Source organism: Aggregatibacter segnis ATCC 33393 (assembly GCF_900476035.1).
Lineage (GTDB): Bacteria > Pseudomonadota > Gammaproteobacteria > Enterobacterales > Pasteurellaceae > Aggregatibacter > Aggregatibacter segnis.
Genome location: NZ_LS483443.1, coordinates 1,083,336 through 1,103,697 on the forward strand (window position 1 = coordinate 1,083,336; position 20,362 = coordinate 1,103,697).

General features: G+C 41.4%; 15 protein-coding genes. 6 read left to right on the forward strand and 9 right to left on the reverse strand.

Annotation, left to right across the window (positions count from 1 at the left end):
- Positions 1-3: 3 nt before the first annotated feature.
- Complete coding sequence (locus DQN58_RS05420; RefSeq protein WP_006717524.1) at positions 4-1,344, forward strand: replication-associated recombination protein A; 1,341 nt, start codon at positions 4-6, stop codon at positions 1,342-1,344.
- Positions 1,345-1,473: 129 nt separating this feature from the next.
- On the opposite strand, the gene DQN58_RS05425 is transcribed toward DQN58_RS05420, so the two are convergent.
- A complete protein-coding gene (locus DQN58_RS05425) occupies positions 1,474-3,141 on the reverse strand; it encodes an anaerobic C4-dicarboxylate transporter (RefSeq protein ID WP_032997801.1) in 1,668 nt (555 codons plus the stop codon).
- Between the two features lie 308 nt (positions 3,142-3,449).
- Here DQN58_RS05425 and serS point away from each other — a divergent pair, with 308 nt between their 5' ends.
- Complete coding sequence (serS, locus tag DQN58_RS05430; protein ID WP_006717527.1) at positions 3,450-4,766, forward strand: serine--tRNA ligase; 1,317 nt, start codon at positions 3,450-3,452, stop codon at positions 4,764-4,766.
- Between the two features lie 82 nt (positions 4,767-4,848).
- Here the strand turns inward: serS and cdd are convergent, their stop codons facing one another.
- The 5 genes from cdd to potA all read right to left on the reverse strand — a co-directional run bounded on the left by cdd (position 4,849) and on the right by potA (position 9,821).
- Positions 4,849-5,745: a cytidine deaminase gene (gene cdd / locus DQN58_RS05435; RefSeq protein ID WP_006717528.1), complete on the reverse strand. Its 897-nt coding sequence runs from the start codon at positions 5,743-5,745 to the stop codon at positions 4,849-4,851.
- A 112-nt stretch (positions 5,746-5,857) separates the two neighbouring features.
- Positions 5,858-6,955 (reverse strand): extracellular solute-binding protein, encoded by a 1,098-nt coding sequence (locus tag DQN58_RS05440; RefSeq protein ID WP_032998100.1) that lies wholly within the window; start codon positions 6,953-6,955, stop codon positions 5,858-5,860.
- A gap of 130 nt (positions 6,956-7,085) precedes the next feature.
- Positions 7,086-7,859: a spermidine/putrescine ABC transporter permease PotC gene (gene potC, locus DQN58_RS05445; RefSeq protein ID WP_006717530.1), complete on the reverse strand. Its 774-nt coding sequence runs from the start codon at positions 7,857-7,859 to the stop codon at positions 7,086-7,088.
- Positions 7,859-8,719, reverse strand: a complete 861-nt coding sequence (potB, locus tag DQN58_RS05450) for a spermidine/putrescine ABC transporter permease PotB (RefSeq protein ID WP_006717531.1) — start codon at positions 8,717-8,719, stop codon at positions 7,859-7,861. Before potB ends, potC begins: the two co-directional genes overlap by 1 nt.
- A complete protein-coding gene (gene potA / locus DQN58_RS05455; RefSeq protein WP_006717532.1) occupies positions 8,703-9,821 on the reverse strand; it encodes a spermidine/putrescine ABC transporter ATP-binding protein PotA in 1,119 nt (372 codons plus the stop codon). Before potA ends, potB begins: the two co-directional genes overlap by 17 nt.
- 266 nt (positions 9,822-10,087) lie before the next feature.
- Between potA and pepT the strand changes: the two genes are divergently transcribed.
- Complete coding sequence (gene pepT / locus DQN58_RS05460) at positions 10,088-11,329, forward strand: peptidase T (RefSeq protein ID WP_006717533.1); 1,242 nt, start codon at positions 10,088-10,090, stop codon at positions 11,327-11,329.
- A gap of 118 nt (positions 11,330-11,447) precedes the next feature.
- Here the strand turns inward: pepT and DQN58_RS05465 are convergent, their stop codons facing one another.
- The 3 genes from DQN58_RS05465 to DQN58_RS05475 all read right to left on the reverse strand — a co-directional run bounded on the left by DQN58_RS05465 (position 11,448) and on the right by DQN58_RS05475 (position 15,839).
- Positions 11,448-11,792 (reverse strand): YgiW/YdeI family stress tolerance OB fold protein, encoded by a 345-nt coding sequence (locus DQN58_RS05465; protein WP_032997803.1) that lies wholly within the window; start codon positions 11,790-11,792, stop codon positions 11,448-11,450.
- 158 nt (positions 11,793-11,950) lie between these two features.
- Positions 11,951-14,593 (reverse strand): PqiB family protein, encoded by a 2,643-nt coding sequence (locus tag DQN58_RS05470; RefSeq protein WP_006717536.1) that lies wholly within the window; start codon positions 14,591-14,593, stop codon positions 11,951-11,953.
- Positions 14,559-15,839 carry a paraquat-inducible protein A gene (locus DQN58_RS05475; protein ID WP_032997805.1) on the reverse strand — a complete coding sequence of 427 codons (1,281 nt, stop codon included), beginning with the start codon at positions 15,837-15,839 and terminating at the stop codon, positions 14,559-14,561. Before DQN58_RS05475 ends, DQN58_RS05470 begins: the two co-directional genes overlap by 35 nt.
- 222 nt (positions 15,840-16,061) lie before the next feature.
- On the opposite strand from DQN58_RS05475, the gene proQ reads away from it, so the two are divergent.
- From proQ to DQN58_RS05490, 3 genes are all read left to right on the forward strand, one after another.
- Positions 16,062-16,670, forward strand: coding sequence for an RNA chaperone ProQ (gene proQ / locus DQN58_RS05480; RefSeq protein WP_006717539.1), 609 nt, complete (start codon positions 16,062-16,064; stop codon positions 16,668-16,670).
- A gap of 72 nt (positions 16,671-16,742) precedes the next feature.
- Positions 16,743-18,800, forward strand: coding sequence for a carboxy terminal-processing peptidase (gene prc, locus DQN58_RS05485; RefSeq protein ID WP_006717542.1), 2,058 nt, complete (start codon positions 16,743-16,745; stop codon positions 18,798-18,800).
- 74 nt (positions 18,801-18,874) lie between these two features.
- A complete protein-coding gene (locus tag DQN58_RS05490) occupies positions 18,875-20,338 on the forward strand; it encodes a L,D-transpeptidase family protein (RefSeq protein ID WP_006717543.1) in 1,464 nt (487 codons plus the stop codon).
- Positions 20,339-20,362: the final 24 nt, after the last annotated feature.

A 20,362-nucleotide genomic window follows, 5' to 3' on the forward strand; every position in this document is an offset into this window, starting at 1 on the left:
ACCATGTCTAACTTTAGCTTTGATTTCAACGAAAATGACTTTCGCCCTTTAGCGGCCAGAATGCGCCCAACCACCTTGGCGCAATATTGTGGCCAGTCTCATTTGTTGGGCGAAGGTAAACCGTTGCGTAAAGCGATTGAGGCAGGCTATGTTCATTCCATGATTTTCTGGGGGCCACCCGGCACCGGCAAAACTACGTTGGCGGAAATTATCGCGCAACGCATTCAAGCGGAAGTCGAGCGTATTTCTGCTGTCACCAGCGGCATTAAAGAAATTCGTGAAGCCATTGAAAAAGCGAAACAAAATAAATTGGCGGGTCTGCGTACCATTTTGTTTGTGGACGAAGTGCATCGTTTCAATAAAAGCCAGCAAGATGCGTTCCTGCCTCATATTGAAGATGGCACCATTATTTTTATCGGTGCCACCACCGAAAATCCCTCCTTTGAATTAAATAACGCGCTGCTTTCCCGCGCACGGGTTTATATTCTCAAACCGCTTTCCACGCAGGAAATTGAGCGTGTGTTGCAACAAGCCATTGATGATCCGGAAAACGGCTTGGGCAAAGTGCGGTTAGATTTGCAGGCGAATTTGTTGTCGCTTTTGGCGGAATATGTCAATGGCGATGCACGCCTTGCGTTGAATTGCCTCGAAATGATGGTGGACATGGCCGCCGAATCGAAAAACGGTAAAATTTTAGACCGCACTTTACTCACGGAAGTCTTAGGTGAACGCCAAGCGCGCTTCGACAAACAAGGCGACCGATTCTACGATTTCATTTCTGCGCTACATAAATCCATTCGCGGATCCGCACCGGATGCGGCACTCTATTGGTATGCCCGCATTATCACTGCCGGCGGTGATCCGCTTTATATAGCGCGCCGTTTATTAGCAATTGCCTCGGAAGATGTGGGCAATGCTGACCCGCGGGCAATGCAAGTCGCCCTTGCCGCCTGGGATTGCTTTACCCGTGTAGGTGCCGCCGAAGGTGAACGCGCCATTGCACAAGCTATCGTGTATTTAGCCGTTGCACCGAAAAGCAATGCGGTTTACCTTGCTTTTAAAGCAGCGAAAAAATTGGCGACGGAATCAGCTGATTTTGATGTGCCGGAACACCTCCGCAATGCGCCAACCAATCTCATGAAAGACCTCGGTTTCGGTTCTGAATATCGCTATGCCCACGACGAACCCAATGCCTACGCTGCCGGTGAAAATTACTTCCCGCCAGAACTTAAAGACGCACAATTTTATTTTCCGACTACAAGAGGGATGGAAATTAAGATGAAAGAGAAATTGGACTGGTTAAAAGGATTGGATCAGGAAAGCCAGAAGAAACGTTATAAGTAGGGTTTCTATTGGCATTCGAACCAGATAAAAGTGCGGTTGATTCTAGAATTGTTTTTTGATTTAAACACACATAAAAAAGGCTACTTCCAACGAAGTAGCCTTTTTATTTGGGATTAAATCTAATCTAAATTACAAGTATCCAAACAGGGTTGTGAAAATATAACCGAAGATACAGGAAGTAATTACACCAATTAAGCCCGGTAAAATAAAGCTGTGATTGATGACAAATTTACCGATGTGGGTGGTACCGGAGCGGTCAAATTGAATTGCTGCCAAGTCGCTTGGGTAGGTTGGTAAAATGTAGTAACCGTAACAAGCCGCTGCGAAGGCAAGAATAATCGCCGGGTCAACACCGATACCTAATGCAAGTGGTACGAATGCCACCAATGCAGCAGCTTGGGAGTTAACGAATTTAGAGATTAATAGTAGCATCACAGCATAAGTCCAAGGGTGCGCTTTTACGACGTCCCCTAATGCTGCTTTCATCATCGGTGTATGGACGGTAAACATGGTTTCTGCCATCCAAGAAATCCCGAATACTGCCACTAATGCAATCATACCGGAGCGGAAGATTTCATTTTTACTGATTTTGCCGGCATCGGTTTTTGTAAAGATGATGATTAATGAACCGGCCAATAGCATGAAGATTTGGATAACGTGGACCATGCCTAAAGTGACTTTTTTCTTCGCCGTGTCTTTTAAACCGATTGTTGCGTTTTCAATGGTTTCTGTTTTATCGCCAGCAGTAATGACAACATTGTTATCTTGTAAAGCAACAGTTTGGGTTAATGTACCTTTGTTGTCGTAAATCTCAACGCTGTCATAAGCGGTTTTTGCTTTGGCTTTGTTGTCTTTAACATCAAGCGCGACTTTACCGTCTTTGGCTACGGCAAGAATTTTACCGTCTTTTACGTTAAAGCTTTTGACTGCTTTATCACCTGAAAGCACTTCAACTACTTGCGCTGGTGCACTTTTCTCAAAAGATGGACGCAATTCTTTGAAATAACCTAATAAGGCAACCACTAAAATGGCACCGAAGAAAATCCACATCGCGTTCCAGCTAGATTGTGGTAATTTTTTATCGAGTAGGGAAGCACTGTCGCCATACACATATTTTTTGAATTCAGGATCTTTTAATTTTTCTTGGAATTCTTGGTCTTTATCTAAATCTTTACCGCGGAACCAGCTGAAGATACCGATAGCTAAAACACCACAAAGGGTGGATGGCACAGTGATTTTTAATAAGTCTAAGTAACCGTCAAAACCGGCTAAATGGTTTTGTGCATTCACTAAGAAAGCCGTTAAGGTGACTACTGCAACGGAAACCGGGGAAGCGATGATACCCATTTGTGAGGCGATAGAACTGGCTGCCATTGGGCGTTCCGGACGAATATCGTTTTTAATCGCGATATCGTAAATAATCGGTAACATGGTATAAACCACGTGTCCGGTACCGCAAAGAATAGTCAGGGTGCAGGTAACGAACGGAGCGAGAATACTGACGTATTTCGGGTTTTTACGCAGTAATTTTTCTGCGATTTGCAACATAACATCCAAACCGCCACTGGCTTGTAACGTTGCAGATGTTACCACCACCGCAAGGATGGTTAACATCACATCGATTGCCGGTTTACCCGGTTCAATGCCGAAGCCGAACACCAAGACAATAAGACCGATACCGCCTAATAAACCGAGAGCGATACCGCCTTTTTTGGCGCCGTAGAATAAACAGATTAAGACGATCGCAAGTTGAATAGCAAATTGCGAACCTTCACTTAAGTTCATTAGAAATTCCATAGATACTCCAGAAAATAATTTCATTTGGTGATGAGAAAATCAGCGCTAGTCTAACATTAAGGCTACTTATTAAGTAGTAGAATTAGGAAAATTGTTGCGTTACATCAAAATTTTATTGGCGTACTTTTAAACTCATAGGGAGTATCCGATGACCTCTTTTTGAGTAGAAAATAAAGTAGTACGAAAAAACACGGCGATTTCTGACCGCACTTTACTCCATGTTTTTGCTAGTTTATTGGTTGAATACGATATAGAATAAACGCAATTTTTAACACGGTATTAATAAACAGAAGAAGAAAGGTAAAAGTATGATCGATCCGAATTTACTTCGTAATAATTTGGCAGAAGTTGCAGAAAAATTAAAAATTAAACGTGGTTTCACGCTTGATGTGGCAAATATCACGCAATTAGAAGAACAACGCAAAGCCTTACAGGTAAAAACCGAAACGTTACAAGCAGAACGTAATGCCCGTTCTAAAGCAATCGGTGCGGCAAAAGCCCGTGGAGAAGACATTGCGCCGTTGTTGGCAGAAGTAGACCACATGGCAGCAGAATTAGAGCAAGGTAAAGTTGAGTTAGAAAAAGTACAAAATGCCTTAAATGACATTGCCTTGAACATCCCAAATATTCCAGTAGATGAAGTGCCTTTGGGGAAAGATGACAGTGAAAATTTGGAAGTATCCCGTTGGGGTGAACCACGCAAATTTGATTTTGAGGTAAAAGATCATGTTGCGTTAGGCGAAAATTTACAAGGCTTAGATTTTGCTTCTGCGGTGAAATTAACCGGTTCCCGCTTTGTGGTGATGAAAGGCCAAATTGCCAAATTACATCGTGCTCTCGCGCAATTTATGTTGGATTTACACACGGAACAACATGGCTACACGGAAGCTTATGTGCCTTATTTAGTGAACCATGATACGCTTTATGGCACAGGTCAATTACCTAAATTCAGTGAAGATTTATTCCACACGAAACCGCTAGAAGGGCAAGATCCAAATGAAGTGCAACGCACTTATGCATTGATTCCGACAGCAGAAGTGCCGGTTACTAACTTGGTACGTGGTGACATTTTAGAGGCGGAAAATTTACCGTTAAAAATGACCGCACATACGCCATGTTTCCGTTCTGAAGCAGGTTCTTACGGTCGTGATACACGCGGTTTAATTCGTATGCACCAATTTGATAAAGTGGAATTGGTACAAATCGTAGAGCCGGAAAGATCTATGGAAGCGTTGGAAGAGCTTACCGGTCACGCGGAAAAAGTCTTGCAATTACTTGGCTTGCCATATCGTAAAGTGTTGCTTTGCACCGGTGATATGGGCTTTGGTTCTTGCAAAACTTACGACTTAGAAGTTTGGGTACCGGCGCAAAATACGTACCGTGAAATTTCTTCTTGCTCTAATATGTGGGATTTCCAAGCGCGTCGTATGCAAGCACGCTGTCGTTCAAAAGGCGACAAGAAAACCCGTTTGGTGCACACCCTTAATGGTTCCGGTTTAGCCGTGGGGCGTACCTTAGTGGCAGTTTTGGAAAACTATCAAAATGCTGACGGTTCGATTACCGTACCGGAGGTTTTACGTCCTTACATGGGCGGATTAGAGGTGATTGGTAAATCTGCAAACTAAATCAGTTAAAAAATAAATATGGGTGCGGTTATACGCACCCATATTTTTTCTCTTAAAAACGCACTGAAAATTCACCGCACTTTTATACCTCAAAATATTCTAATTTCACCTCACATACGCTGGCGAGTAAGGCTTCTGCCATTGCTTTGTAGTTTAAGGTATGCGATTTTTCTACCATCACAGCACGGGTAATATTTTCCACAGCTTCACCACTCAATATCAGATAATTCAGCGCCACTTGCATAGCCGGTAGGCTAGGGTTAAATGCCGCATTTTCAGCATAACTGCCGTGATAAATGTGTTGATCTTGCGTTTGTAATGCAATGCCATGGAAGGCGTTTGAATAAGGCGCATGCGCTTGGTTAGCCATCGCAAGGGCTTGTGAAATCACCGGGTCGTTGCTGTTTAAGGATAATTGATTGTCATGTTGATCCAGCAAATGTAGCTGAATGTTTAAGTTTTTTGGCCCGAATGCATCAGGTAAATATTGGTGCAACGGATTATTCTGGCTATGCGGTAAATGAATTTGTAATTTTTCTGCGCTATTTAATTCATTCATAAACTGACGACAATGACCACATGGCGTGTAGTTGACGCTAATATCGGTGATTTGTTTTTCTCCACGCATCCAAGCATGAGTAATCGCACTTTGTTCGGCGTGGATGGTTTGTTGGATATCCGTTTGGCAAAACTCCTGATTCGCACCGAAATAAAAATTACCTCTCCCCCCTGTGGCGATCGCGCCGACATTAAAATGTGAGATGGGCGTGGTGGCATAAAAAGCGGCAATAGGGAGCAGTTGAAGGGAGAGTTGTTGAGGAGTGATTTGATGTTTGTTGCACAAGTGCTGTACGGCAAAGTGCGGTAGAAATCCCACAAATTTTTGCTCTTGTAAAATAAGCCAAATATCCTGAGCTAACAGTTCATTATCAATTTGGGACAACGCGTGGTGAATTTTGTCTGAAATTGGTGTTGTCATAATCCTCTCCTTTTTCGTTTTTAATGTCCTTATCTTAGCACCGGATAAAAAAAGTGCGGTTGAAAATTAATATAAATTTCGACCGCACTTTTGTGATGGCTATGAGAACAAATTATTTCGCTGCTTTCAGCTCTTGATAATATTGTTCGTAGTATTGAATCGCATCACCCACATCATCTTGCCAGTGGCTATTTTTTAATACTTCAGCCGTTGGATAGATTGCCGGATCTTCAGTGATTTCTTTTGGTAACACTTTTTTCGCTTCAAGGTTAGCGGTTGGGTAACCAATAGCCAGTGTCAATTTTTCTGCCGCTTTCGCACCTAACATATAGTTGATAAGTTTATGTGCGCCTTCCGGGTTTTTAGATGTTGATGTAATGGCAAGGTTATCCACCCAAAGCACCGGGCCTTCTTTTGGGAATACCATGTTTAGAGGCGCTTGTTCTTTTTTCGCGATGCGCACGGAACCATTCCATAATTGGCCCACTTCTACTTCACCGGAAATAAAAGAGTTCGCCGGGTTATCAGAGTTGAAAGAAAGTACGTTTGGACGTAATTTCAACAATTCTTCGTAAGCCTGTTTGATAATTGCCGGATCTTGTGTATTAGGATCTTGACCAATTTTCAATAAGGCAATGTTGAATACTTCACGGGCATCATCTAATAATTGTACTTTATTCGCAAATTCCGGTTTCCATAAATCGCCCCAAGAGGTGAAATCGGTGCCTTTGTAAATATTGGTATTAAAGGCAATTCCCGGTGCACCTAATAATTGCGGAAGGGAATATTTATTGCCTTTGTCATAAGGTTTGTCGAGCCAATCAGGATCTAATTCTTTAATAACAGGTAATTGGCTGTGATCAAGTTCTTTTAGCATCCCTTCGCGTGCCATTTTAGACACGAAGTAGTTAGACGGTGCAATTACATCATAACCACCGGATGCGCCTTGCGTTTTTAATTTCGCATACATTGTCTCGTTTGATTCAAGACTTGACACAATCACTTTAATACCGGTTTCTTTGGTGAAATCATCTAAAAGACCATCCGGTATATATTCAGTCCATGTATAAAGATACACGGTATCATTTGCAGGCGCTTCAGCTTTAGGGGCTTCCGGCGCGGTTTGCGCTTGTTTGTTGTCTTTCTCGTTACAACCTGTCAGGGCAACAGCGATCATACTTGCGGTGAATAAACCGGCAAATTTTTTCATTTTTGTTTGTTCTCCGTAAAAGAGGTGAAAAAAAACCACCTGCATAAAATGCAGGTATAAAAAAACGCCTTGATTGTGCGTCAAGGCGTATTGTATGTGATATTAAATTATTTGTGAAACATTATTACCGCTAGATGTCTTTGTGTTTTCTGCCGATAAATTGGCTGGCAACTACGAGTAATAATGAAAGCACGATCATGATGGTTGCAAGCGCGTTTACTTCCGGTGTCACACCAGTTTTCACCAAGGAGAAAATACGCAATGGCAGGATTTCATAGCTTACACCGCTCACGAAAGAAGACACCACAACATCATCGAGCGAGATGGTAAAGCTTAATAACCAACCGGATACTACAGCAGGTAATGCAAGCGGCAGGATGATTTTGCGTAAAATCGTCACTTCACTGGCACCCAAATCTTTCGCAGCTTCTAACATTCTTGCATCGAAACCGTTTAATCGAGAGAAAATGGTGACGGTGACATACGGCAAACAGAAGGTGACGTGGGCGAGTAATAGCGACCAGAAACCTAAAGAAATACCAACTACCATGAATAAGGCAAGCAAAGATACCGCCATGACGATATCCGGCGACATCATCACGATAAACAACATACCACTCACAGCTTGTTTGCCACGGAAACGGTAGCGATAAAGGGCGATAGCAGTTAAACCACCGATAATTGTCGCTAAGGTTGCGGAAAAGAAGGCAATCGTCACAGAGTGTACTGCCGCTTGAATAAGCGTGTCATTATTGAAAAGACGCTCATACCAGTTCCAGCTAAAGCCTTTCCAACTTAAACCATAACGGTCTTCGTTGAAGGAGTTAGTCACTAAAATAATAATCGGGATATACAAATAAGCGTATACCACAAACATAAAGATATTACGTAGTAAACGGCTCATTATTCTAACTCCACTTTCTTATTCAATAGTTTATTTGCACGGTAGTACACGAAAATCAACAATGCCATGAGAATGGTCAATCCGATACTGATGGCAGAACCGAACGGCCAGTTGCGGGAAATTAAGAATTCACTCTTAATCACGTTACCCACAAGCAACACTTTCGCACCGCCAAGTAAGTCGGCTACATAGAACATGCCCATTGCCGGCAATAATACCAATAAGCAACCGGCAATAATGCCCGGCATGGTTAACGGTAGAATCACACGGAAGAAACGTTGGAACGCATTCGCACCTAAGTCTTTTGCCGCTTCTAATAAACGTCCGTCTAATTTTTCAATCGCGGAGTAGAGTGGCAAAATCATAAACGGTAGAAGCAAATAGACTAAACCGATGATCACCGCCACTTCTGTGTTTAGAATACGAATCGGTTCACTCAAAATGCCCATGTCCATCAACATGGTATTCAACACACCTTTCACACCGAGGAACACTTTCATGCCGTAAATACGAATCAGCGAGTTTGTCCAGAATGGTAACACCACAAGGAACAATAAGAGCGGTCGATATTTCGGGTGAATTTTGCTGACCATAAAGGCGAACGGATAGCCAATGAGTAAGCAAACAATGGTGGCAATGCCCGACATATACAATGAGTTCCACACCACCTGCGCATAAAGCGGATTAAACAGGTTGATGTAGTTATCAACGTTAAATGGCAAGGCATAAAAGTTGCTACCATCTCGGGTTAAAAAACTTACGACTAATACCAATAAGTTTGGGATCAGCACGAAGAAGATTAGCCAGCTGAAGATAATCGCAACAGTAATTTTTTGGAATTTATTATTGATTATCTTCATCGTTGAGTACAACCTCCCAACCTTCGTGCCATGTAATGCCTACGCGTTGACCGACACTGTGATCCATATGTGGGTCATCTTCATTAAAGAATTCGCTGACCAATACGCGTTTACCGTTATGTTCGAATTCCACGGTAGATTCCAATGTCATGCCTTTATAAGTGCGGTCGATAATATGACCGATAATGGCTTTGGATTGTTCGTGTTCATCTAATTCTTCAATCACGATATCTTCCGGGCGAAGCAAGACTTGAAGTTGCTGATCTTTTTCGACCGGAATATCGGTATAAATATCGCAAATGCGACCTTCCACATTAGCAAGGACCACGTTGTCTGATTTGCGTTCAATGACAGTCGCATCAAAAACGTTAATTTCGCCGATGAAACGCGCCACAAACAAGTTTGCCGGATCTTCATAAATCTCACGTGGAGAGCCGTCTTGTGCAATTTTACCTTTACGCAATAAGACAATACGATCAGACATCGTAATCGCTTCTTCTTGGTCGTGCGTAACGAAAATAAAGGTAATGCCTAATTGGCGTTGTAATTGTTTTAACTCGTATTGCATTTTTTTACGCAATTTGTAGTCCAACGCAGAAAGAGATTCGTCAAGCAATAAGACTTTAGGTTTATTGACGACCGCACGAGCAATCGCAATACGCTGTTGTTGTCCGCCTGAAAGTTGGGTTGGTTTACGTTCCGCCATTTCTTCCAACTGTACCATACGCAATGCCTCTAACACACGAGGTTTGATCTCGCTTTCCGGCACTTTTTGCATACGCAAACCGAAAGCTACGTTTTCAAAAATCGTCATGTGCGGGAACAAAGCATAGCTTTGGAATACGGTGTTGATGTGACGTTTTTCTGCCGGCACATTGGTAATGTCTTCACCGTCCAAAATAATGTTGCCTGAATCTAATTCTTCCAATCCGGCCAATAAACGCAATACGGTAGTTTTACCACAACCGGATGGGCCAAGAATGGTGACAAATTCACCATTATTAATGGTTAAATTAAAATCGTTAATAATGGTATTGGAACCGTAGGATTTTTTGATTGAACGAAGCTCAATAATTGGCTTGTTTTGAACCGAGTTTTCCACTTTCTTTGGTTTTCTCCCTAATGTACCGAAATTTTTCGGTAAAAATTAGAAACAAATGCCCACAAAAATGTAGGCGGCGACTGTAAAATAAGCGCTAATGATATAGTGAACGGGAGATAATGAAAAGGAATTAATCAGGTTTTTTCATAAAAACTAAAATAGTTGTGATATATCAAGGATTTTGGCCCTATTTATCGCTAGACTTAGCGCAGTTTTTTATTGTTTTTTCGGAAAGTCAAATTAGATAAAAATAAGGGAGAAAAAGAATGCAAGATTTATTATCTCGAGAACTGGTATTGGAGCGTTTTTTTAATTATGTGAGTTATGATACGCAAGCCAAACCCGGTGCTAAAATTTCTCCTAGTTCGGCAGGTCAATTAGCCTTAGCCAAACTGTTACAGCAAGAATTGGTGGCACTCGGGTTGCAAGAAATTGAGCTTAATAAACACGCTGTATTAACCGCATTTTTACCCTCCAACATAGATCCTCACGCGCCGACAATTGGTTTAATTGCCCATCTTGACACCTCGCCGGATTGCAGCGGCAAACATGTACAACCTGAAGTGATTGATAACTATCGTGGTGGTGATATTGCTTTGGGGATCGGCGAAGAGTTTATCAGCCCGGTATATTATCCTTTCTTACACCAACTAGTCGGCAAAACCTTAATTGTCACAGACGGCAAAACGTTGTTAGGCGCGGATAATAAAGCCGGAATAGCGGAAATTATGACCGCACTTTATCGCTTAAAAACTGAGAATTTACCTCACTGCAATATTCGGGTGGCGTTTACCCCGGATGAAGAAATTGGTTTAGGAATGCAATTTTTCCCGTTTGATCGTTTTTCTTGTGATTGGGCGTATACGATAGATGGTGGCGCAGTCGGTGAATTGGAATATGAAAATTTCAATGCGGCCTCTGCAAAAATTACTTTCCACGGATGCAACATTCATCCCGGTTATGCAAAGCACAAAATGATTAATGCGCTTGCTTTGGCCTGCGAATTTCAAAATGCGTTCCCGGCGACGGAAGTGCCGGAACAAACGGAACAGCGAGAAGGTTTTTTCCATTTGCATCACTTTGACGGCACGATTGAAAAAGTGGAATTACAGTATTTAATCCGCGATTTTGACAGCGCTAATTTTGAAAAGCGTAAACAATTTATCCGTGATTTAGTGGAAAAATTTAACCGGCAAAAACGCTTGTTAAAACCGATTGAACTGGTTTTAACCGAAAACTATAAAAATATGTATGAGGTGGTTAAACAGGTTCCGCAAGCCATTGAGCTAGCCGATTTAGCCATGAAACAATGTAATATTACCCCTAATCATAAATTGATTCGTGGTGGTACAGACGGCGCGTGGTTGGCGGAAAAGGGTTTGGCTTGTCCGAATATTTTTACCGGCGGTTATAACTTCCATAGTAAGCATGAGTTGATTACGCTGGAAGGTATGAAAGATGCCGTGAATGTGATTGTGAAGTTACTTGAATTAGCGACACAGAAATAAAATAAATTCATCTCAAAAACAGACCGCACTTTGGTTTTTTAAGTCAAAGTGCGGTTTGTTTTTTGGTGTGTTTGTTGAATATAAAAAAACACCGCCGTAAAGGCGGTGCTTGAGTGAATTATTGAATTTTTTGAATTTGATGTACTTCAATACTTGTCGGTTCACCAAAATCTTTATCAACGGAACCTTGAATGCGAATGCGATCGTTTGGCGTGACATTGACGCCTTTCCATGCGTGATCATCAACATCCACTTTGATTTCACCGGTGCTATCACGGAAAATAAATTCATCGTCATCGATTTGACGAACAAAGTTGCCTTCTAAAGTGACTGGTGCGTGATCAGCCATTTTTTGTGCCGCTTGTACGGTGGTTAGATTATTACTTGCGTTAGTGTCTTGAAAACCGGCAAATGCGGTGGAAGACATGGCTAATAATGCTACTAAGGTTACGATTTTTTTCATAAAGACTCCTAAATAATACCAGATGGAATAGTCACGCCACATCGCTGTTTGTGTCGGATGTGGCGCATTATAAGTGATGTTTCTTAAGAAATTCTTAAAATATTAAATATTTTTATTCAACATTTAAAATAAAAAACACTTGGAAAAATGACCGCACTTTAATGGCTTGGTGGCAATGCACCCTGATTCCATTTCTGGCTATCTTGCGGACGTTTTATTTGCAATAAGAAACGTTGATTCGCCTTTGCCGGTTCCTGAACGACTGTGCCGGATGGTGTAGAGAAAGAAATTCCGCCTTTGAGCAATTGCTGCACACTGCCTGTGTTAAATTGTGCCCCAGACAAGCTCAGATTGAAATCATAGCCCGAAGCAATCCAGAATTCAGAGTTTTTGCGGACTAAATGTTGGTATTTTGACGCAATGACAATATGAATTAATACGCGATCGCCGAGGGAGTTTAGCTCTAAATTTTTAATTGTACCTACTTCTACACCGCGATACATGATCGGCGAACCGGTAGTAATGTTTAACGCATCTGTCGTTTCCAAGACAAGCGGCAAGCCATTGGTGTATTTGATGTTATTGTTGACGGATTGGGTTAAGGCAAATTGGGTTTTCGTTTTGCCGGAACCAATCTCCACATCAATATACGGTTGCAATAGGCTGTCGATATTTTCAATACCACCAGCGGAAATTTGCGGTGAAATCACTTTGAAACGGGAGCCTTCTTTGGCAATTAATGCCATATAGTTCGGATGAATCAACGCTTTGCTGATGATTTTATTATTCTTTTGATCTAATTGAACGCTGTCAATTTCGCCGATCGTTAAGCCCAAATAACGTAGCGCCATGCCTTTACTTAAATTCGTCGCATCTTCTGCCGTGAGGATAATTTGTTGTCCGGCAGATTTTGCTCGAAGTTCATTCGGATAAAGGGTGCGATTATGTTTGCTACCACTGTTATCAAAACTGATTGCGCCTTTTAGTGAACGGGTAATCGGTGTTGCTTGAATGCTGATACCTTTCGGCGTAATGTCAATTTGCGCCGCACTTTCCACCCAGAACAGGCTTTTATCAGTTAATAAGTGTTGGTATTTCGGATAAATAAATACATCAACTGCAAAGTTTTGCTGTTGTGGACGGATATCTAAAATTTTGCCCACTTCATATTGGCGATAAAGTACCAATGAGCCTTTGTTAATACTTGGCAAATTAGACGTCGTCAGGGTGAGTGTTGGGGTTGGGCGATTATCGGTAATGCCAGCTTCTGCACTAGCTAAATCGCGATAAAGTACGTAATTTTCTTTTGCTTTACTTTGTTCTTTGCCCGCAATGACTCGAATGCCGCCTTGTAACCATCTTTCTGGCGTGGCAGCTTCAAAGCGTAAGCCATCAACGCCAATACTCACATCAAAATTGGATGCTGCAACAAATAACGTATCACTGTGGATCAAATGGCGATAATCAGCGGCAACGGCAACTTTAAATTGCACCCCATCGGAAGCGACATGTTGCGCGACCACTTCACCAATTTGAATATTGTTATAGATCAGCGGTTGTCCTTCACTAATGCCGTAAGTTTCCGGCGCGGTTAAGTTGAGTACTAAGGTATTCGGTTGTTTGAGCAATAACTCGCTTTCTTTAATTACATTAAAGGCGGTTTGAGTATCGCCATTGCCCGGCAGAACTTCAAAATATTGACCGCGTAAAAGTTTTTGAATATCGGTTAAATCGCCTAAGCCACTTTTTTTCGCACGCAATACAATGTGAGTATTCGTTTTAAATAAATTGGTTAGGTTGGGATCAATGAGCAAGGTGCCACTTAACATTTCATCGTTATTTTCTACCGCACTTAATTTGGATAGCACACCAATCTCGGTGTTTTGGTAATACACTTGTGTTTTACCTGCCTCAAGCCCGGCGACATTCGGAATATTCACGCTGATATTAATGCCGCGTTTTGCCGCTTGTAAGTTGGAATAAAGCGTATAGGTTTCGTTCATTTCTGCAATCGGACTGTCGTGCGGTGAGTCAAAAGCGGCGGCACCTTGCACAACAGCATTCAGACTATCTATGTTCACATTTAAACCGGATACACCGATATTGGCATTGATGCCGCTGATGTTCCAAAAGTGGCTGTCTTTTTTCACAAATTTTGCATAAGGTTTATCGATGACAATATCGATTTCTACTTTTTTACCGTCTTCGGTGAAATGGTAGTCATAGACTTTCCCCACGGGCATTTTTTTGTAATAAATGGAGGCGCCAATAGAGATAGAACCAAGATCATCAGCAATTAAATGGATCAATAAATCGCCCGGGTTTAATTGCGCAATAGGGCCTTCTGTTTCTGCAATAAATTCGTGTTTAGCATCGCCATCACCAGGTTGTAACGTGATGTAGTTACCTGACACCAAGGCATCCAGCCCTGAAATCCCGGCTAAAGAGGCACTTGGCTTGACCAACCAAAATTTAGTGTTTTCGCGCAGGATGCTTTTGGCCTCCGGATAAATATTGGCCACTACATCGACTTTTTGCAGGTTGTCGGTAAAGTTAACTTTCTTCACAACACCGATTTGTAGCCCCTGATAGCGAATTTGGGTTTTATCTGCGACTAAACCTTCACCGTTTGCGAAAGTAATACGAACGCTGACACCTTGTTCTTGAATTATTTGAAAGAACAAAATAGCACCGATACAAAGCGCAATGAAAGGAAGAAGCCAAAAAGGTGAAATACGTCTATTTTGAGTGACGTTGGCATCGACTTCAGTGTGTGTTGTGTGTTTTGTGTTGTCTGTCATAAATTTCCCAAATTAAGCGGCTATCAAATTGTTCCGCTGCAATCATTGTTAAGAAAACTGCGGCGCCAAAATACAGCGCAGCAGTGCCTACAGAAAAATCAATAATTTGCCCTCTGGTGACTAAGGACATCATGAGTGCTAAAACGAATAAATCCAACATCGACCAGCGACCGACAAAATGGACCACATGCAATAAACGCATTTGCCAGCGGATGGAGTGTTTCAGCTTAAAATGTACACAAATCAGTAAATATAAAATAATCAATACCTTACTGACGGGCACGAAAATACTGGCGGTGAAAACGACAAAGGCAATGAAATAGCTTCCCATGTCAATAAAACTTAGCACGCCGGACATTAGCGTATCGGCACTTGGTGCGCCATTGACATAGATTACCGAGATGGGCAGCAGGTTTGCCGGGAAGAGCATGATAATACCGGCTAACAATAACGCCCAAGTCCGTTGTAATTTTATGGCAGAAGGAATATCAATTTGCGAATAACAACGCGGGCAAATTTCTTTGCCTTTATTATCCGTCAAGGGATTAAGGAAACTGTATTGGCAATAATGACAGTAGCGCAAATCCTCTGCTTTGGTGATGTCGTTGACCGCCTTACTTTGTGGGTAAAAATCATTCCACACTTCTGCCGGGTTAATTTTGATAAATAATAACGTGGTTAAAAGTGCAGTAAAAATAAAGGCGATTAAATAAATATCCAATTCTAACGTGGCGTATTCTTTTACTTTGAACATCGTCACCCCCAGCGCCACTAAATATACATCAAACATGACCCACGGTTTAATGTAGCCTAAGGAGATTAAAAGGTTGCGAGGTTTGGCTTTGACCATTTGCGCTAAGCGCAACAAAATGACTAAAAGCGCAAAGGCAATAGGCATAAAAACAGCACAAATAAAAATTAAAAATGCCGTATAAGAGAAGCCTTGTGTTGCCATTTTCCAAACCCCTTGCCATACCGAAGCATTAATTTTTTCACCGAGCAGGTGAATGCTCAACAGCGGGTAGGTGAGCGCAAAGGGCATGAGTATCAAAATTGAAAGGGCTATAATGGAACAGCGTTTAAGGCTCCAGCGGTTGGTTGAGTACAACACATTATGGCAGCGCGGACAGACAGCGCGTTGGCCTTTTTGTAAGGGCAGAATTTTGATCACGGCATTACAATCGCCGCAGCGGGCTATGCGGGAGTAATTTGCCTTGGTCAAATCGGTTTGTAACTTGCCTGTCATGAATTGTTATTCCTCATTAAAGAAACGCGTATTTTATACTGGTTCTTTTCTTTTGGCACGGATTTGCTGAAGATGGCATAAAAAAGTGCGGTCGTTTTTGCCGGCGTTTATGATTTCTCCACGCTAAAACTGATTATTCATTGTCATTTTTAGCCAAAGTGGCTAAAATGTGGCAAGTTTTTTCTATTCAAAATCTATATAGGATGTCTACAGGATTTCGTCATGACAGAAGTACAAAAATTAACTAATAATAAAGAAATAATTGCTTATTTGGCGGAAAAATTTCCGCTCTGTTTTTCTCTTGAGGGCGAAGCAAAACCATTAAAAATCGGTTTGTTCCAAGATTTAAGTGAAGCATTAAAAGATGATGAACGCGTAAGTAAAACACAATTACGTCATGCTTTACGTCAATATACGTCTAACTGGCGCTATTTACATGGTTGTAAAGTGGGTGCCGTGCGTGTGGATTTACAAGGTAATCCGGCTGGTGAATTAGAACAGGAACATGCGGATCATGCTGCTCAACAATTAGCGGAAGCTAAAGCATTGGTTGCACAAAAACGCGCAGCGGAAAAAGCCGCCAAGCCGGCAACGGAGAAAAAGCGCCCGGCGCGTCGTACTCCAAAACAGGGTGAAAAAATGGCACGTAAACCTAAATTAGCGCTGACCAGCGTAAACATGGCAGAGTTACAAGAAGGTCAGCTGGTGAAGGTCAAAGTGGGCGACAGAGCGCAAAATGCTAAAGTGTTGGAATTCTCCAACGAGGCCGCCCGCGTAGAATTAGATAACGGTTTGGTCGTAAACGTCACAGCAGATCGCTTATTTGCTTAAACCAACTTTTAATGAAGTTATCTGTGCAGATAACTTCATTTTGTTTTTGCCGTATATATTAGGAAAGTTTGAATGAAATTGACTAAAACGAAAAATTATTTGACCGCACTTGTATTAGGAACATTGTTTCTTAATGTGGGTGTTGTTGACGCGGTGCAACCTAAGTTAAAGCCTTCAGATATTGTTGCACTGCAACCTTCTGAAGCGAATATGTTTGCCACGAAACGGGCAACAACACGTTTGACACAGTCTCATTATCGTAAATTTCAATTAGATGACGAATTCTCTGAGAAGATTTTTGAGCGTTATCTCAAAGGATTAGACTTTAACCGTAATACTTTTTTACAGTCGGATATTGATGATTTACGCGCAAAATATGGCAAAAAAATTGATGATGAATTGAATGCAGGCAACTTGGATATTGCGTTTAATATCTATGATTTAATGATGAAACGTCGTTATGAGCGTTATCGTTACGCATTGTCTTTGTTGGATAAAGAGCCTGCTTTAAATGACGATACGCAAATTGAAATTGATCGTGAAAAAGCCGCATGGCCTAAAACGGAAGCGGAAGCCGATAAATTATGGGAAGCGCGTGTTAAAAATGACATCATCAATTTGAAATTAAAAGACAAAAAATGGCCTGAAATTAAAGAGAAATTAGTTAAACGCTATAACTTGGCCATTCGTCGATTGACTCAAACCAAAGCGGATGATGTGGTACAAACCTACTTAAACGCATTTGCCCGTGAAATCGATCCACACACCAGTTATTTGGCACCTCGTACGGCAAAAAGCTTCAATGAAAGTATGAATCTTTCTTTGGAAGGTATTGGTGCTACGTTACAGTCTGAAGACGATGAAACCAGTATTAAATCGTTAGTGCCTGGCGCGCCGGCAGAACGCAGTAAAAAACTTAAAGCTGGCGATAAAATTATTGGTGTGGGCCAAGAAAAAGGTGAAATTGAAGATGTAGTCGGTTGGCGCTTAGAGGACATTGTTGACAAGATCAAAGGTAAAAAAGGGTCTAAAGTTCGTTTAGAAGTTGAATCGGCTAAAGGTGGCAAGTCCCGCATTGTTACCTTGGTACGTGATAAAATTCGTATTGAAGACCAAGCAGCAAAATTAACGATTGAGAAAATGGATGGCGTTGATGTTGCGGTGATTAAGATTCCTAGTTTTTACTTGGGATTAACAGAAGATGTCAAAAAATTACTTAACGACATGAAAGCGAAAAAAGCGTCTGCATTAATCGTTGATCTTCGTGAAAATGGCGGTGGTGCTTTAACGGAAGCCGTTGGTTTGACCGGTTTATTTATTAGCGATGGCCCGGTTGTTCAGGTTCGCGATGCTTATCAACGTATTCGTGTACATGAAGATCCGGATAATGCGCAACAATATACCGGTCCGTTATTGGTTATGATCAATCGTTTTAGTGCATCAGCCTCTGAAATTTTTGCTGCGGCAATCCAAGATTACAATCGTGGTATCGTTATTGGGCAAAATTCTTATGGAAAAGGCACCGTTCAACAAAGCCGCTCTTTGAATTTTGTTTACGACTTGGATCAAACGCCACTGGGTTTATTGCAATATACGATTCAAAAATTCTATCGTATCAATGGCGGTAGCACACAGTTGAAAGGTGTTGCACCGGATATTCAATTCCCAGATGTCATTGATAGTAAAGAATATGGTGAAGAAAAAGAAGATAACGCATTGCCATGGGATAAAATTCCGTCAGTGAATTATTCTGAGGTGAGCGAAGCACGCGAACCGGTCTCTGAATTGGTGCAAAAACATAATGCCCGCATGGCGAAAAATCCGGAATTTATTGCACTTAACGAAGATTTAAAAGTGCGTAATGAACGTCGTGAACGTAAGTTCTTGTCGTTAAATTATCAAAAACGCAAAGCGGAAAATGATAAAGATGACGAGAAACGTTTGAAAGACATTAATGAGCGTTTCAAACGTGAAGGTAAAAAGCCATTGAAAGATATTGATGATTTGCCGAAAGATTATGAAGCGCCGGATTTCTTCTTGAAAGAGGCCGCTGCAATTGCGGCAGATATGGTTAAATTTGAGCAGAAAAAGGCTGAAATAAAACAGGCTGATAAGTCTGCAAATCAATAAATCTCTTGTTTTTGGATCGCACTTTTATAAGTGCGGTCGTTTTTAAGAAAGTTTATAAAAATTAAGGTAAGTTGATGAATACTCGAACGTTTAAATTAGTTACTCTCGCGATGATAAGCGCGCTTTATGTGGGGAATGTCGCTGCAGAAGAATTACAGCAAAGTGATTTAACTCTCGCCACACAGCAGTTGGAGCTAGAAAATAAGGTCGAGGAAGCGCGTTTAGCTGCTGAGAAAAAAGCCGAAGAAGAACGTTTGGCGATTGAAGCTGAAAAACTTTTCTCTGAGCGTTTTGGTGATATCTCTCTTCAATTTAAACCTTTAATTGCCAAAATTTATGTTGAGAATCATTTTTCTCCAATTTGGACAGATAATCAGGCCAAGCAGCAATTTTTACACGATTATGCCTTAGCGATTGCCGGGGGAATTTCAAAACGCTCAGCAAATGCTTTAAATGCGATCTATGAAGCCGCTGGAAAAGGCGAGTTAATTGAAGATGTTCTGTTAACCGATGCATTTTTAGATTATTTGTTTTATGCCACCAATGTAGCGGAATCCGCCCAAAAATGGTTATATGCAGGCAATAGCTATAAAGCCGGTCAGTTAAGTGATGAGCAAGTGTCTGCATGGTTAAGTGCGGTCAAAAATAATGATAATTTCACTTTTGTGAAAAATCTTTCCGGCGAAAATGCGCTCTTTAAGCAAACATCGGCGCGCGTTGCTCATATGATTGAAGCGGGTGTTGATAAGCATAATATGGTTGAATTGCATCGTTTGGCGATTAATGCTCAACGTTTACGCATTTTACCGGTATTCCAAGATGGTATTTTCGTGAATATTCCAAGTTACGAACTTAATTATTATCGCGATGGACAAGTGATTTTAAGTTCTCGTGTGATTGTTGGACAATCAAGCCGTAAAACGCCGGTGATGTCTAGTCGTTTGAGTAATGTGGTAGTGAACCCGCCTTGGAATGCGCCAACCCGTTTGATTAACGAAGACATTATTCCAAAAGTACGTAAAGATCCGAGTTATATTTATCGCCATGGCTATACGATTATTGATGGTAGCGGCAATACTATCGATCCTTACACTATCGATTGGGAAAATATGTCGGCGAAAAGATTCCCATATCGCTTGCGCCAAGCACCAAGTGATAACAGTGCATTAGGAAACTATAAATTCAATATGCCGAGTTCTGAGGCAATTTATTTGCACGATACACCGAAACGTAATTTATTCGGCAATAAAAACCGCGCTTTGAGTTCCGGTTGTGTCCGTGTGGAAAAATCTGATCAGCTAGCGACAATTTTACTCAAAGAAGCCGGTTGGACGGATGAAACAAAACAAAATGTACTGAAAAGTAAAAAAACAACCTCAGCGGGTATTAAATCGGATAATCCGGTCTTTTTGTATTATGTCACTGCATGGGTGGATAAAGATCAAGTTCACACATTGCCGGATATTTACGGTTATGACAAAACGCCTGATTTAAGTTATATTAATTGGGATATTTTAAAACACTATATTCAACGTTAATCCGTGGAATTTAGCTTGGTAACC

Coding starts and splice junctions, on each gene's coding strand:
- DQN58_RS05420 (WP_006717524.1), top strand. CDS start 4: ATGTCTAACTTTAGCTTTGATTTCAACGAAAATGACTTTCGCCCTTTA.
- DQN58_RS05425 (WP_032997801.1), bottom strand. CDS start 3,141: ATGGAATTTCTAATGAACTTAAGTGAAGGTTCGCAATTTGCTATTCAA.
- serS (WP_006717527.1), top strand. CDS start 3,450: ATGATCGATCCGAATTTACTTCGTAATAATTTGGCAGAAGTTGCAGAA.
- cdd (WP_006717528.1), bottom strand. CDS start 5,745: ATGACAACACCAATTTCAGACAAAATTCACCACGCGTTGTCCCAAATT.
- DQN58_RS05440 (WP_032998100.1), bottom strand. CDS start 6,955: ATGAAAAAATTTGCCGGTTTATTCACCGCAAGTATGATCGCTGTTGCC.
- potC (WP_006717530.1), bottom strand. CDS start 7,859: ATGAGCCGTTTACTACGTAATATCTTTATGTTTGTGGTATACGCTTAT.
- potB (WP_006717531.1), bottom strand. CDS start 8,719: ATGAAGATAATCAATAATAAATTCCAAAAAATTACTGTTGCGATTATC.
- pepT (WP_006717533.1), top strand. CDS start 10,088: ATGCAAGATTTATTATCTCGAGAACTGGTATTGGAGCGTTTTTTTAAT.
- DQN58_RS05465 (WP_032997803.1), bottom strand. CDS start 11,792: ATGAAAAAAATCGTAACCTTAGTAGCATTATTAGCCATGTCTTCCACC.
- DQN58_RS05470 (WP_006717536.1), bottom strand. CDS start 14,593: ATGACAGACAACACAAAACACACAACACACACTGAAGTCGATGCCAAC.
- DQN58_RS05475 (WP_032997805.1), bottom strand. CDS start 15,839: ATGACAGGCAAGTTACAAACCGATTTGACCAAGGCAAATTACTCCCGC.
- proQ (WP_006717539.1), top strand. CDS start 16,062: ATGACAGAAGTACAAAAATTAACTAATAATAAAGAAATAATTGCTTAT.
- prc (WP_006717542.1), top strand. CDS start 16,743: ATGAAATTGACTAAAACGAAAAATTATTTGACCGCACTTGTATTAGGA.
- DQN58_RS05490 (WP_006717543.1), top strand. CDS start 18,875: ATGAATACTCGAACGTTTAAATTAGTTACTCTCGCGATGATAAGCGCG.